The organism is Mycolicibacterium confluentis (assembly GCF_010729895.1).
In the GTDB taxonomy this organism is placed as follows: domain Bacteria; phylum Actinomycetota; class Actinomycetes; order Mycobacteriales; family Mycobacteriaceae; genus Mycobacterium; species Mycobacterium confluentis.
Map to the genome: position 1 here is coordinate 492,081 of NZ_AP022612.1, position 12,602 is coordinate 504,682.

Sequence of the window (12,602 nt, forward strand, 5' to 3'; positions counted from 1 at the left end):
TTGCATTCAGGGTCGTGATCCTCGGCCTGCAACAGCCCTGAGTGCAATCTCGCGGGCTGAACCAGAACCAGAACCAGAATCAGATCAGCGGCAACTCCGCGAAGACCTCACCCGTCGGCGATGTCGAACCCACTCCCGGCTCCACCGTGAACGCCAAAACAGTCGAGTTCCCCAGGTCAGGCACCACGGCCGTGGTCGACGGTGACACCGTGGCCGAATCCATCGTGCCGGCCGAGGTCGCACCGCCGGAGCCGACCAGCCACATCTGATAGACCGTGCCCTCCTGCGGAGGCGTGACGTCGTTCATCACCAGCACGCCGGCATTGCGTTCGTGCGAGAAGACGAACGTGGCCCTGCCGCCGGTCGGGATGGGGCCTGAGACGGTCTGCACGTCGGGGGCGGCGAAGATCTGCTGGGCCGTCATCGGCTGCGGAGTTCCCCGCAGGACCGCGCTGACACCGACCACACCCAAACCGATCGCGACCACCGCCGCGGCGGCCAGCACCGCTGTGCGCCAACGCCGTTCGGGACGGCCACTGTCGATGAGCCGGACGGGATCCTCGGACGCCGCGGCGAGGATGCGGCCCCGCAATTGCGGTGGTGGTTCCACCGCGGTCGTCGCCGCCACGCGGGCCATGGCTTCTCGGACGGCCCGCACCTCGTCGAAGAACTCGTCGGCGCGCTCGGAGCCGACCAGGGCGGCCTCGATGCGGTCGCGTTCATCGTCGGGCAGTGCGTGCAGTGCATACGGCACTGCAGCGGTCAGGATGTCTTCTGTGCTCGTCATCGTGGTCCCAGGCAGTTGCGCAGGCTGCGCAGTGCGTCTCGCATGCGCGATTTGATGGTCGCCAGGTTGGCCGACAACCGGTCGGACACCTGCACGTAGGTCAACCCGTCGTAGTAGGCGAGTTCGACGCATTCGCGTTGCAGATCGGTCAGGCTGTCCAGGCAGGTCACGACCTGCCTGCGCTCGTCGCGCACCAGCACCGACTCGCTGACGGCATCGACCGGTGGCTCCACCGTGGCCGCGCCGTACCGCGCCTCCCGCTTGCCGCCGGCCTCCTCGCTGCGCACGCGGTCGACCGCGCGGCGATGGGCCAGCGTGAGCAGCCAGGCCAGTGCCGACCCGGACGCGGGGTCGTAGCTGTCGGCGCTGCGCCAGACCTGCAGATAAACCTCCTGCGTGGTCTCCTCGGCGTAGCCGGGGTCCCGCAGGACTCGGGTGATCAGTCCGAACACCCGAGACTTTGTGTCGTCATAGAACGCGGCGAACGCCTCGGCGTCGCGTCGCGCCACCCGGCGCAGCAGTGCGTCCAGGTCACCTGTCACGTCTGAGAGCCTAGCGGGCTGTGAGGCACACGTGGTCATTTAGCCGCGCTTCGGTGGTCGGGGCACAAAAAATGCAGTGCGCGAACAGTATTCGTCGAACCCAGGGCGTCCGGCCATGACCTTCTCGGCCAGTCGCGCGCCGGTGGCGTACACCAGGAAATAGGTCATCAGCGCCGGTGAGAACACCGTGAGAAGCGCCAGGGGGCCGGTGATCGTGATCAACCAGATGCCCCACCAGACACTGGCGTCGCCGAAATAGTTCGGGTGGCGGGTCCACGCCCACAGGCCGCGGTCCATGATCCGGCCCTTGTTGGCGGGGTCGGCCTTGAACTTCTTGAGCTGATGGTCGCCGAGTGCCTCGAACACCACCCCGACGACCCACAGTGCGAGGCCCACGGCCGCGACCGGCCACAGTGCACGCGGTGTCGGTCCGGCGGTCGCCGACACCTGCAACGGCAGCGACACAAACCATGCCGAGACGCCCTGGATGAGGTACACCCGGCGCAGCACGTTGCGCGCCGAATAGTCCTCCCGCAACAGTGCCCGGTAGCGCGGATCCTCACCCTTTCCGGCGGTCTTGCTGTGGATGTGGATCGCCAGACGCAGACCCCAGATCGAGACCAGGGCCAGCAGCAGGATCCGCCGAACCGGGTCACCGTCCCCCAGCACCGCGGCGACGGCCGCCACGGCGACGAACCCCAGGCCCCACGCGACGTCGACGACGTTGGCGCGGTTGATGCGCCGACTGATCGCGAACGTCACCCCGAACACGACGACGATCGCCGCGAGCGAGGCACCCGACACCACCAGAAAGTTCACCACCGGCCTCCAGTCGCCGCAAACGTCCACTGATACACGTCGAGGTACCCCGAGCGGAACCCCGCCTCGGAGTACGCCAGGTACAGCTCCCACATGCGGTGGAACACCTCGTCGAATCCGTGTGCCGCCACGGCGTCCCGGCGTTGTGTGAACCGTTCGCGCCACAGGCGCAGGGTCTCGGCGTAATGCGGACGCAGCGAGCACATGTCGACCGTGCGCAGCGAGGTGTCGCGTTCCGTGATGGACAAGATGGCCTCGGTGGACGGCAGCAGACCGCCCGGGAAGATGTACTTCTGAATCCAGGTGTGCGTGTTGCGGCTGGCCAGCATGCGGGAGTGCGGCATGGTGATCGCCTGGATCGCGACCCGCCCGCCGGGTGCCACGAGGGCGTCGAGGGTGCGAAAGTAGGTGGGCCAGAACTGATATCCGACGGCCTCGATCATCTCGACCGAGATCACCGCGTCGTAGCAGCCCGTGACGTCGCGGTAGTCGCAGAGTTCGATCGAGACCCTGTCGGACAGCCCGGCCGCCGCGACGCGCTGCCGGGCCAGGTGCTGCTGTTCGGCCGACAGCGTCACCGATGTCACGTGCGCGCCGCGGGCCGCCGCGCGCAGGCTGAGTTCACCCCAGCCGGTGCCGATCTCAAGCACTCTGCTGCCCGACGTGACACGCGCGGTGTCGAGCAGTCGGTCGATCTTGCGGTGCTGTGCGGTGGCCAGATCACCCCACTGCGCGGGCAGCGATTCGAACAGCGCGCTCGAGTACGTCATGGTCTCGTCGAGGAACTCGGCGAACAGGTCGTTGGACAGGTCATAGTGCTCGGCGACGTTGCGGCGGGCGTGGTCGCGGCTGTTGTGGTGGGTCTTGGGTTGGCGCACCAGGGCGATGGGCCGCATCCGCTGCAACGACCGCGGCACCAGGTCCGCGACCGACGTCGCGAAGACCGTGAGCACGCCGGCAAGATCGTCTGACGTCCACTCGCCGGCCATATAGGACTCGCCGAACCCGATCAGGCCGCTGCGGCCCACGCGGCGCACCAACCGGTCCGGGTGCAGCAGGCGCAGCGTCGGCAGCGTCGGGTCCGCCGCGCCGATCACGGATCCGTCGGGGTACAGCAGGCGAAGCGGCAACCTGCGTGCCGCGCGCTGCAGCAGGTCGTCGGCGACGCGCCCCGACAACGCCGCGACAGGTCCCGCCGGGACGGTGGCCACGCCCGGCCAGCGGTCGGGGTCGATCGCGGGTTTCGCGGTGCTCGAGAGGTCGATGGTCACGACTGTTGGGCCCTTTCGCGGACGGAAGATGGACGCGGGACGATGGGTACGTGGCGAAGCCAGAGGGTGACGCCTTGAATTCGGATTCCCCACGCGCCCAACAGTGGAGCCAGCGGAGCGGTGATCTGAAGCCAGGCGATGCGCGCGGTGCTGGCCGCGCGGCGCTCTCCGCGCATCGAGGCGACGAACGCGGGTTGGCCGGCGCGGTGCAGCGACACCGTGAGATCCAGGGTTTCGGCGGGCCGGGGCGCGTGGACAAGGTAGTGGCCGTCGACGCCGTTGAACGGCGAGACGTACATGCGTTTGGGCACCACCACGCCGTCGTGGTCGGCGGGAAGCAGGTAGGCATGCCGCTGCCCATAGGTGTTGTGCACTTCGGCGATCACGGCGCGCAGGCGCCCCGCACGGTCGTGGCACCAGAACACGCTCAGCGGATTGAAGACATATCCAAGGACTCGGGCCTGCAGCAGCGCCGTCACCTGCCCGCCGTCGAGGTCGACGCCGTGCTCGGCCAGAAACGCGTCGACGCGGCCACGCAGACTGTCGGGGCCGGACTGGAAGTGGTCGGAGGCCTCGAAGCGCGCGAAAGGCCGCAGCCACCAGGGCAGTTCGGGCTGCCGGTCAATGTCGATGTACCAGCTGTAGCTGCGATGCTCGAAGTGATGATGCACCGGGGCGCGGCGAAGATGCGCGATCCGGGTGCGGTAGATCGCCGGCGTGCTCACAACCGGCTCCCCATGCGCTGCAGGGCCGCGGCGGCCCGCACCCCGGACGCGGCACCGTCCTCGTGGAATCCCCACCCGTGGTATGCGCCCGCGAACGCCACCCGTTCATCGTTGAGTGACGGCAGCCGACCTTGTGCGGCAACCGATTCCAGGGTGTACTGCGGATGGTGGTAGGTCATCTCGGCAAGCACGGTGTCGGGGCTGATCGGTGCGTCCTCGCCCAGGGTCACGTGGAACCGCCGCGGGCCGGACAGTCCCATGAGCCGGCTCACGTCATAGGTGACGATGACCTCGTCGCGCCGGTCGGTCAGAAGATAGTTCCAGGACGCCCGTGCGCGTGGGTGCCTCGGCAACACCGACTCGTCGGTGTGCAGCGTGGCGTGGTTGGTCGAATAGCCGATTGCGCCGAGCACGGCCCTTTCCCATTCCGTGGGCTGATCCAGCAGTGCCAGGGCCTGATCGGGATGGGTCGCGATGACGGCGGCATCGAACTCCTCGGCGCCGAATTGTGCGGTCTGGATCTGTACGCCGAACGTCGTGCGGCGCAACGACTGCACGGGGGTCCCGCGGCGGACCTCGTGCAGGCGGGCCGCGATCGCCTCAACGTAGGTGGCCGACCCGCCGACGACGGTGCGCCAGGTGGGGGACCCGAACACCGTGAGCATGCCGTGGTGCTCGAGGAATACGAACAGGTACTGGGCCGGGTAGTCCAGCGCGGAGTCGGGAGCGCACGACCACACCGCGGCCACCAGGGGCGTCATGAAGTACTCGGTGAAGAACTCCGAAAAGCTGTGCTCTTCCAGGAAGGCGCGCAGTGTCACGTCGGAGGCGGGGCCTTCGTGCAGCAGCGTGCTTGCGGCTCGGTGGAACCGTTTGACCTCGGCCAGCATCCCCAGGTAGCGCCAGCGCACGAGGTTCGACGGCGCGGGGAACAGCCCGCCGAGACCCCGTGCGCCTGCATATTCCAGGCCGGCGGCGTCGGCCCGGACCGACATCGACATGTCGGTGTCGTGGGTGCGCACCTCGAGTTCGTCGAAGATGCGGCAGAGCGTGGGATAGGTGCGTGTGTTGTGCACCAGGAATGCGGAGTCGACGGCCTCGATGACGCCGTCGCCGCGATCGAGGTGGTGCGTGTGCGCGTGCCCGCCGAGACGGTCGTCGCCCTCGAACAGCGTCACGCGATCATGACGGGACAGCGTGTATGCGGCCGTCAGGCCCGCGACCCCACTTCCGATGACGGCGATGGATCGTCCGGTGTTCACATCAGGTGTTCGGAGCCGCGACGCGGATGGATCGGTCGGTGTGAGTGTGTTGGCTCACACCCAGGTCGAGGCGGCGGACGCCAGTCCCTCGACGAGTCGCGACGTCACGACCGGGAGGCCGTCGTCGGCGGCCACCGGGCTCAGCGGGCTGATGCCCCGCACTCGCGGCGACAGTTCGAGTTGGGCCCCGCCGCCGCGCGCGCGGTTGACGGGGTTGTCCGGATGCAGGCCGCGCAGTTCGCGCGGGATCTCCTCGAGGTCGGTGATCACGCGATAGCCCGGCAGGTCCAGGTGGTCGGCGACGTGCGCCGCGAGGTCCCGATTGCCGCCGCCGGCGAGCAGATGGGTGCTCTGCCCCATGCGGCCGTACCCGTGCACCGACACGACGACGTCGACGTGGTCGAGGAACTCCGCGAGCCGAACCGATTCGGCCGGGTCGAACCGCGCCGACGCCAGGTGGTGCGGATAGTCGGTCGGGTGCCGCACGGTGTAGAACGAGGCTCCGGCGGCCTCGGCCGCGCGCTCGGCGATCACATCGGTCATGCGCTCCAGGTCGCCGCCGTGGATCGCCATGAAGCCGAACCGTGATCGCAGCACGTGCTCCTCGTGGACGTGAGGATCGCTCAGCAGGTCCGAAAGCGTCTGTGGCCCTGATGAATCCGGCGCGGGACGATGCGGCCACCCGGCCGGGTCCCAGCGGTGCAGGAAGTCGATCCAACGCTGCGGCAGGTCGTGGTGGCGCGCGGCGTCGATGATGCGTTCCAGATAGCCGGGCCGTGGCGGGCCGGGTTCGACGCGGTGGTCGACGTAGACCCAGACGTCGGCGGGCCCGGTCGGAACGTGCACGGTCAACCGGTCCCGGCGGTAGCGCACCGGCACCCCCTCGGCGCGGTCAAGGGCCGCCAGGTCGGCCTCCGAGATGTCCCACACAATGCCGTGTACCTGCGACCCGCGGAACGGCTCGATGGTGGCCACTCCGCGTTCGTTGATCAGCCAGTCATGGTCGGCCAGCACCGCGGGCCTGGGGTCCTTCGCGTCCGGGCATCGGGCCGTCATCTGTTGCACGGACAGGTTGGACCCGTACGCGAAGTAGCGATGGACGGCCGAGAGGATGCGCTAACCCCTCACCGTCAACCAGATGAGCACCACATTCAGCAGGGTAATCACGCCCGCGACCAGCCACCCGAGGGTTGTGGTGACGCGGTGGTTGACGTCGGCGCCCATCACCGACGAACTGCTGGTCAGACGTATCAGTGGGATCAGCGCGAACGGGATGCCGAACGACAGCACCACCTGGGACAGCACCAGGGCGCGGCTGGGATCGAAGCCGACACCCAGGATGATCAGCGCCGGGATCAGCGTGATGAGGCGCCGCGCGAAGATCGGGATCGACACCTTCAGCAGGCCCTGCATGATCATCGCGCCGGCGTAGGCGCCCACCGACGTCGAGGCCAGACCCGACGCCAGCAGGCCGATCGCGAAGAACAGCGCGACCGTCGGTCCGAGGGTGTCGCGGACCGCGGCATGCGCGCCCTCGATCGAGTCGGTGTCCTCGCGGCCCTGCAGATTGGTCGCGGCCACCAGCAGCATCGCGATGTTGACCGATCCGGCGACCAGCATCGCCAGGGTGACGTCCCACCGCGTCGCCGACAGCAGGCGCCGCCGCAGTGGGCCGGGTTCGGGGTGCCCGTGCCGGTCGCGGGCCAGCCCGCTGTGCAGGTACACCGCGTGCGGCATCACGGTGGCGCCCAGCATGGCCGTCGCCAACAGCACGCTCTCGGCACCGTCGAAGCGGGGGATCAGGCCCGAGGCGACCGACGCCGCGGGCGGTGTCTCGACGAACAGGCTGGTGAGGAACCCGATCGCGATGACCAACAGCAGACCCGAGATTACGTGCTCGAACATCCGTTGGCCGCGCCGGTCCTGCACGAACAGCAGGGCCATCGACACCGCGCCGGTGATCAGGCCACCGACCACCAGCGGAAGGTCGAACAGCAGGTACAGGGCGATCGCCCCGCCGACGACCTCGGCCAGATCCGTGGCCATCGCCACCAGTTCGGCCTGCAGCCAGTACCCGATGCGCGAGCGGCGACGGGTGTGGTCGGCGACGGCCTCGGGCAGCGAGCGCCCGGTGACCAGACCGATCTTCGCGGACAGGTACTGCACCAGGCCCGCCATGATGTTGGCGAGCACGATCACCCACAGCAGCATGAAGCCGTACTGCGCGCCGGCGCTGACGTTCGCCGCGACGTTGCCGGGGTCGACGTAGGCGATCGCGGCAACGAACGCGGGACCCAGCAGATACCAGCTGAACCGCGACGAGGTCTGTTGAGGGAGCCCCACGTGCCCACTCTAAATCCGGGTGGGCGAATCAGAAAGTTAGGGTGCCCGAAAACTCAGGATGTCCCCGCGTGTTGGGCGCGGGGTCATCCTCGGGGGCGGGTCAGAAAACCATCCCGGCGCCGAAGAACGGGTCGCCGTACCAAGGCATGGCGTACACCGAGGGACGAGAGTCGATCTGAACGTTGCCTGGTGACGAGCACACGGTGTTCTGGCCGCCCTGGATGCCGCCGCTGCCGCCGGTGGCCTCGCACGTGGGCGCAGCGACCGCGGCGGGCGCCGCTGCGATGGCAACCGCGGCACCTCCAGCCACCAGGGCGGGGACGATGAAACGCAGCACGCGCATGGGAAGTCCTTTCGTTCGGACAGAGCTTTTCCAGTGTATATCTCAGTGTTGTCAGAGGTCGGGGATGGGAAGGTCAAGGTTGGGAAAGGTGATCCCGCCGTCGACTTCGAGCGTCTTGCCGGTGAGATAACTGCCCGCCGGCGACGCGAGATACACCGCCGCCGCAGCGATGTCGGCGGGATCGCCCAGACGCCGCATCGGCGTGGCCCGCTCCATCGGCTCGCGGAGATCATCGTTGGAGGCCACGACATCCAGCGCCGAGGTCAGGATCGAGCCGGGAGCGATGGCATTGACCCGAATGCGCGGGCACAGATCGAGCGCGGCCAGCCGGGTGTACTGCGCCAGCGCACCTTTGGCGGTCCCGTACGCCGCGAACCCGCGCCCCGCCACCCGGCCCATGGTCGAGGTGATGTTGATGATGCTGCCGCCGCCGGAGTGTTCGAGCATCAGCGGGACGGCGGCCGTCGTCAGGGCATGCGCGGTCAGCACATTGAACGTGAACGCATCCCGCAGGTCCTTGGTCGAGGTGTTCAGCAGCGGAGCCGGCATCGTGCCCCCGACGTTGTTGACCACGACGTCGAGGCGTCCGAACGCCTCGACCGCGGCCTCGGCCAGCGCCGCGGTGGCCTCGGGGTGCGCCAGGTCGCCGACGACGACGTGCGCGCGCCGGCCCAGGGCCCGGATCTGGTCGGCGACCGTGTCGAGTTCGGCCTGGGTGCGTGACGCCACCACCACGTCGGCGCCCACTTCGGCGAATGCCACCGCAATGGCCGCGCCGAGGCCGCGGCCCGCACCGGTGACGACGGCAACCTGATTGTCGAGTCTGAATCTGTCGAGGATCATCGCGCGTCACGCTAGCAAGGCCGGGTAGGTTCACGAACGTGATTCCGGATGGCGCAGATCTCGATCGCGACATTGCGGCCGAGGCGCTCACCGAGCATGCGGTGGCGCCGGGGTCGCCACTGGAGTTGTTGAATCGCTCGGAGAATTCCACCTATCTGCTGACAGACGCCGCGACGGGGGAGCGGTCGGTGGTCCGCGTGCACCGCGGCGGCTACCACGAGCACCGTCAGATCGAATCCGAACTGATGTGGCTGGACGCGCTCAGTGCGGACGGTGTGGTCGCCGTACCGAGACCGTTGGAGGCCGCCGACGGCAGCCGGGTGGTGACGGTCGACGTCGACGGCGCACCGCGCCACGTCGTCAGATTCGAGTGGGTCGCCGGGTCGCATCCGGAGGAGGACGCGCTGGGCGCGGCCGACTTTCATGAGCTCGGCCGGATCACCGCCGTGTTGCACGGGCATTCACGCGAGTGGCCGAAGCCCAGCGGGTTCGACCGGTTCGCCTGGAATTGGCACACCTGCCTGGGCGAGGCGCCGCGGTGGGGCCGCTGGCAGGATTCGGCCGGGGTCGGTGCGGGCGAGCGCACGGTCCTCGACCGGGCACAATCGCTTCTGCGAGACCGCTTGAGCGAGTATGGATCCGGCCACGACCGATTCGGGCTGGTGCACGCCGACCTCCGGTTGGCCAACCTGCTCGTCGACGACGGCAACCTCACGGTGATCGACTTCGACGACAGCGGATTCAGTTGGTTCTTCTACGACTTCGCGGCCGCCGTGTCGTTCATCGAGGATGATCCGGCGCTGCCGCAATGGCAGGACGCCTGGCTGACCGGTTACCGCACCGTGGCGCCCGTGAACCCCGCCGACGAGGAGATGCTGGCGTCGTTGGTGCTGGTGCGACGGCTGATGCTGTTGGCGTGGATGGGCACGCACGACCATGCGCTGGAGGCGCAGACCAAGCTGGCCAGCTACGCCAAGGGCAGCTGTGATCTGGCGGAGGGCTATCTGCGCTCGGGTGGCCGCACGCTCGGGTGAACTTTTGGGGCGTTTCGCGCGTACCCACCTATGTGGACCCTCGAAGCCATACCTTTGACGACATGATCGGATCGGACCCTGGTCCCGGACTTGTCGCCGCGACCGTGGAGTTCCCACCCCACCGCCACAGCCAGGACGAAGTCGTCTCTGCGCTCACCACTTTCGCCGGTGAGGAGTTCACCCGGTTCGCGCGCAACAGCGGCGTCGACGCCCGCAATCTGGCGCTGCCACTGGCGCGGTACGGACAGTTGAGCGGATTCACCGAAGCCAATGACGTGTTCGTCGACGTGGCGGTCGCCCTGGCCGAGCAGGCCCTGGAGAACGCGCTGTCGAAGGCCCGGATCAGACCGGACGAGGTCGACGTCATCTTCTCGACCACGGTCACGGGTCTGGCGGTGCCGACCATCGACGCCAGGCTGGCCGCCCGTGTCGGCCTGCGTGCGGATGTCAAACGCGTCCCCCTGTTCGGTCTGGGATGTGTCGCCGGCGCTGCCGGGGTCGCGCGGATGCACGACTACCTGCGCGCGTTCCCGGACCAGATTGCCGTCCTGGTGGCGGTGGAACTCTGTTCGCTGACCATCCAGCGTGACGACCACTCCATGGCGAACCTGGTGGCGTCGAGCCTCTTCGGCGACGGCGCCGCGGCGGTCGTGGCCGCGGGTGCACAGCGGGGCGCGCCGGGTCCGCAGGTGCTGGCGACCCGGAGCCGGCTCTATCCCGACAGTGAGAGCGTGATGGGCTGGGAGATCGGCACTTCCGGCTTCAAGATCGTGTTGTCGGCCGGGATCCCGGACATCGCCGAGAAGTATCTCGGTGAGGACGTGAATCTGTTCCTGGCCGAATTCGGCCTCACCCCTTCCGATATCGACACCTGGGTGTGTCATCCCGGTGGACCCAAGGTCATCGAGGCCGTGCAGGATGTGCTCGAATTGCCCGCGACCGCGCTGGACCGCACGCGGGAATCGTTGCGTGAGCACGGCAACCTGTCCTCGGTGTCGGTGCTCGACGTGCTGCGCGCCAACCTGGCCGACCCACCACCACCGGGATCGCTGGGCATGATGGTCGCCATGGGCCCCGGCTTCTGCTCCGAACTGGTGCTGCTGCGTTGGTGAACCTCTACTACGTGCTGATCGCGGCCGTCGGCGTCGAGCGACTGGCCGAACTCGTCGTGTCCAAACGCAATGCGCGCTGGGCATTCGAACGCGGCGCCACGGAGTTCGGGCGCCGGCACTATCCGGTGATGGTGGTCCTGCACACGTCCCTGTTGGTGGGCTGCGTGCTCGAGGTGTGGCTGGCGGACCGGCCGTTCCTGCCCTGGCTGGGTTGGCCGATGCTGGCGCTCGTGCTGGCCGCGCAGGTGCTGCGGTGGTGGTGCATCGCGACACTCGGGCCGCGGTGGAACACGCTGGTGATCGTGCTGCCCGGGGAACCCCTGGTGCGGCGCGGGCCCTACCGCTGGATTCACCACCCGAACTATGTGGCCGTGGTGGTCGAGGGCATTGCCCTGCCCCTGGTCCACACCGCCTGGGTGACGGCGCTGTGCTTCACCGTGGCCAACGCGGTGCTGCTCGCCGTCCGGATCCGGGTGGAGAACGCCGCGCTGGGTTACACCGATGCCCGGGTTTGACGCCGACATCCTGGTGGTGGGCGGCGGTCCCGGGGGCCTGGCCACGGCACTGCACGCGCGGGCGCGCGGGCTGTCGGTGATCGTCGCCGAACCCCGGCACTCTCCGATCGACAAGGCCTGCGGTGAGGGCCTGATGCCCGGCGGTCTGCGGGTCCTTGCCGACCTCGGTGTCGATCCGGCCGGGATGCCGTTTCGGGGCATCGCCTACGTCGACCGTGACCGTCGGGTCGAGGCGCGGTTCTCGGGCGGTCCCGGTCGTGGGGTGCGCCGGACCACGCTGCACGCGGCGCTGACCGCGCGTGCGCAAGAGGTTGGCACCGAATGGATTTCGGCCAAGGTCGGGGCGGTGAGCCAGGACGCCGACGGCGTCTCCGCGGCCGGCGTGCGGGCCCGCTACCTCGTCGGTGCGGACGGACTGCATTCCGCGGTGCGCCGTGGGGTCGGCATCGGGGTCAGCGTCGGCCGGCCCCGCCGGGTCGGGCTGAGGTCCCACTACCGTGTGCCCGCGTGGTCGGAGTTCGTCGAGGTGCACTGGTCACCGTACGGCGAGGCCTACGTGACTCCGGTCGAACCGGATCTGGTGGGGGTGGCGATTCTGAGCAGTCACCGCCATGACCTGTCCTGGTTTCCGTGGCTCGAACGCAGGCTGGACGGGGCCGCGCAGGATCGCGAGCGTGGCGCCGGACCGCTGCGCCAGGTCGTGGCACGCCGCGTCGCGGGACGCGTGCTGCTGGTGGGCGACGCCGCCGGTTACGAGGACGCGCTGACCGGCGAGGGCATGAGCCTGGCGGTCAAACAGGCCGGCGCGGCCGTGGCGGCGATTGCGGCGGAGCGTCCCGCCGACTACGAGCGGGACTGGCACCGCATCACCCGGCGGTACCGCTGGCTCACCCGGGCCCTGGTGGTGGGAACGACGCCCGCGGTGGGGCGACGGGTGGTGGTGCCGGCCTCGTCGGCGCTGCCGTTCGTGTTCCGCAGGGCGGTCAACACGCTGGCGACATAGCGG

The 12,602-nt window shown here is 68.8% G+C and carries 14 protein-coding genes; 4 read left to right on the top strand and 10 right to left on the bottom strand.

Annotated features, from left to right (window positions below; all coding sequences use genetic code 11):
- Positions 1-79 precede the first annotated feature (79 nt).
- From G6N34_RS02265 to G6N34_RS02310, 10 genes are all read right to left on the bottom strand, one after another.
- On the bottom strand, positions 80-787 hold the full coding sequence (locus tag G6N34_RS02265) for an anti-sigma factor (protein ID WP_085155284.1): 708 nt from the start codon (positions 785-787) through the stop codon (positions 80-82).
- Positions 784-1,368, bottom strand: coding sequence for a sigma-70 family RNA polymerase sigma factor (locus G6N34_RS02270; protein ID WP_085155282.1), 585 nt, complete (start codon positions 1,366-1,368; stop codon positions 784-786). The genes G6N34_RS02265 and G6N34_RS02270 overlap by 4 nt, the downstream gene beginning before the upstream one ends.
- Positions 1,369-2,148 carry a DUF1295 domain-containing protein gene (locus tag G6N34_RS02275; protein WP_179965716.1) on the bottom strand — a complete coding sequence of 260 codons (780 nt, stop codon included), beginning with the start codon at positions 2,146-2,148 and terminating at the stop codon, positions 1,369-1,371.
- Entirely contained in the window at positions 2,145-3,419 is a 1,275-nt protein-coding gene (locus G6N34_RS02280) for a class I SAM-dependent methyltransferase (protein WP_085155281.1), read from the bottom strand. Before G6N34_RS02280 ends, G6N34_RS02275 begins: the two co-directional genes overlap by 4 nt.
- A complete protein-coding gene (locus G6N34_RS02285; RefSeq protein WP_085155279.1) occupies positions 3,416-4,144 on the bottom strand; it encodes a DUF1365 domain-containing protein in 729 nt (242 codons plus the stop codon). Before G6N34_RS02285 ends, G6N34_RS02280 begins: the two co-directional genes overlap by 4 nt.
- Positions 4,141-5,406 (bottom strand): NAD(P)/FAD-dependent oxidoreductase, encoded by a 1,266-nt coding sequence (locus tag G6N34_RS02290; RefSeq protein ID WP_234813065.1) that lies wholly within the window; start codon positions 5,404-5,406, stop codon positions 4,141-4,143. Before G6N34_RS02290 ends, G6N34_RS02285 begins: the two co-directional genes overlap by 4 nt.
- Before the next feature lie 54 nt (positions 5,407-5,460).
- A complete protein-coding gene (locus tag G6N34_RS02295) occupies positions 5,461-6,519 on the bottom strand; it encodes a poly-gamma-glutamate hydrolase family protein (protein ID WP_264016575.1) in 1,059 nt (352 codons plus the stop codon).
- Positions 6,520-6,522: 3 nt separating this feature from the next.
- On the bottom strand, positions 6,523-7,749 hold the full coding sequence (locus tag G6N34_RS02300) for an Nramp family divalent metal transporter (protein ID WP_085155276.1): 1,227 nt from the start codon (positions 7,747-7,749) through the stop codon (positions 6,523-6,525).
- 100 nt (positions 7,750-7,849) lie between these two features.
- Positions 7,850-8,092 (bottom strand): hypothetical protein, encoded by a 243-nt coding sequence (locus G6N34_RS02305; protein ID WP_085155274.1) that lies wholly within the window; start codon positions 8,090-8,092, stop codon positions 7,850-7,852.
- Positions 8,093-8,143: 51 nt separating this feature from the next.
- Complete coding sequence (locus G6N34_RS02310) at positions 8,144-8,935, bottom strand: SDR family oxidoreductase (protein WP_085155272.1); 792 nt, start codon at positions 8,933-8,935, stop codon at positions 8,144-8,146.
- A 38-nt stretch (positions 8,936-8,973) separates the two neighbouring features.
- Here G6N34_RS02310 and G6N34_RS02315 point away from each other — a divergent pair, with 38 nt between their 5' ends.
- From G6N34_RS02315 to G6N34_RS02330, 4 genes are all read left to right on the top strand, one after another.
- Positions 8,974-9,969, top strand: coding sequence for a phosphotransferase enzyme family protein (locus tag G6N34_RS02315; protein WP_234813064.1), 996 nt, complete (start codon positions 8,974-8,976; stop codon positions 9,967-9,969).
- 62 nt (positions 9,970-10,031) lie between these two features.
- Positions 10,032-11,081 (top strand): type III polyketide synthase, encoded by a 1,050-nt coding sequence (locus tag G6N34_RS02320; RefSeq protein ID WP_085155270.1) that lies wholly within the window; start codon positions 10,032-10,034, stop codon positions 11,079-11,081.
- Positions 11,075-11,596: an isoprenylcysteine carboxyl methyltransferase family protein gene (locus G6N34_RS02325; protein WP_085155268.1), complete on the top strand. Its 522-nt coding sequence runs from the start codon at positions 11,075-11,077 to the stop codon at positions 11,594-11,596. The genes G6N34_RS02320 and G6N34_RS02325 overlap by 7 nt, the downstream gene beginning before the upstream one ends.
- On the top strand, positions 11,583-12,599 hold the full coding sequence (locus G6N34_RS02330; protein WP_085155266.1) for an NAD(P)/FAD-dependent oxidoreductase: 1,017 nt from the start codon (positions 11,583-11,585) through the stop codon (positions 12,597-12,599). Before G6N34_RS02325 ends, G6N34_RS02330 begins: the two co-directional genes overlap by 14 nt.
- The last annotated feature ends 3 nt before the right edge of the window (positions 12,600-12,602 follow it).

Coding starts and splice junctions, on each gene's coding strand:
- G6N34_RS02265 (WP_085155284.1), bottom strand. CDS start 787: ATGACGAGCACAGAAGACATCCTGACCGCTGCAGTGCCGTATGCACTG.
- G6N34_RS02270 (WP_085155282.1), bottom strand. CDS start 1,368: ATGACCACGTGTGCCTCACAGCCCGCTAGGCTCTCAGACGTGACAGGT.
- G6N34_RS02305 (WP_085155274.1), bottom strand. CDS start 8,092: ATGCGCGTGCTGCGTTTCATCGTCCCCGCCCTGGTGGCTGGAGGTGCC.
- G6N34_RS02310 (WP_085155272.1), bottom strand. CDS start 8,935: ATGATCCTCGACAGATTCAGACTCGACAATCAGGTTGCCGTCGTCACC.
- G6N34_RS02320 (WP_085155270.1), top strand. CDS start 10,032: ATGATCGGATCGGACCCTGGTCCCGGACTTGTCGCCGCGACCGTGGAG.
- G6N34_RS02330 (WP_085155266.1), top strand. CDS start 11,583: ATGCCCGGGTTTGACGCCGACATCCTGGTGGTGGGCGGCGGTCCCGGG.